Here is a 635-nt window from a genome sequence, read left to right on the forward strand (position 1 = left end):
CGGTCCCCGGCGGCGACAACCTCGAGGCCTTCCCGCCCAACAGCTGGCTCACCAGCCCGCTGTGCAGCATCGCCTACACCATCCAGTCCGGCTGCTGACGAAACCGCGTGGCGGCCTCGCGACACGTGCGGCCACGCCACGACCCCACATTCGCCTGAGAGCAACCTGAGAGCAACAAGGAGAACACCATGTCCACTGAAATCCTGATGGAGGGCGCCGACGCCTACACCTCGCTCGCCGAGGTCGCGACGGTCCCCGGCGGCGACAACCTCGAGGCCTTCCCGCCCAACAGCTGGCTCACCAGCCCGCTGTGCAGCATCGCCTACACCATCCAGTCCGGCTGCTGAACCGGCGCTTCGAGCCCGAGCCGCAAAGGGGGTGAACACATGTCCGCGGAGATTCTGATGGAGGGCGCCGACGCCTACACCTCGCTCGCCGAGGTCGCGGCGGTCCCGGGGGTCGACACCCTTGAGGCCCTCCCGACGACGACCGACTGGATCTACAGCATCTGCACGCTGACCATCGAGGGCGGCTGCTGACGTGATCGACGTGGCGGCGCCGCGATCTCGCGGCGGGGCCGTGGCGAAGCCGTACTCCTCGGCGCCGAGCAGCGCGGCGATGACCACGTCGCGGCC

Annotated in this window: 2 protein-coding genes; both read left to right on the forward strand. The window is 69.1% G+C overall.

The genetic code is table 11. From position 1 onward, the window contains the following. Positions 1-188 precede the first annotated feature (188 nt). Complete coding sequence (locus AB0F88_RS31115) at positions 189-347, forward strand: hypothetical protein (RefSeq protein ID WP_344941908.1); 159 nt, start codon at positions 189-191, stop codon at positions 345-347. A 39-nt stretch (positions 348-386) separates the two neighbouring features. Further along, on the forward strand, positions 387-539 hold the full coding sequence (locus tag AB0F88_RS31120; RefSeq protein WP_362692048.1) for a hypothetical protein: 153 nt from the start codon (positions 387-389) through the stop codon (positions 537-539). Positions 540-635: the final 96 nt, after the last annotated feature.

This window comes from Streptosporangium sp. NPDC023963, assembly GCF_040639135.1.
GTDB lineage: Bacteria > Actinomycetota > Actinomycetes > Streptosporangiales > Streptosporangiaceae > Streptosporangium.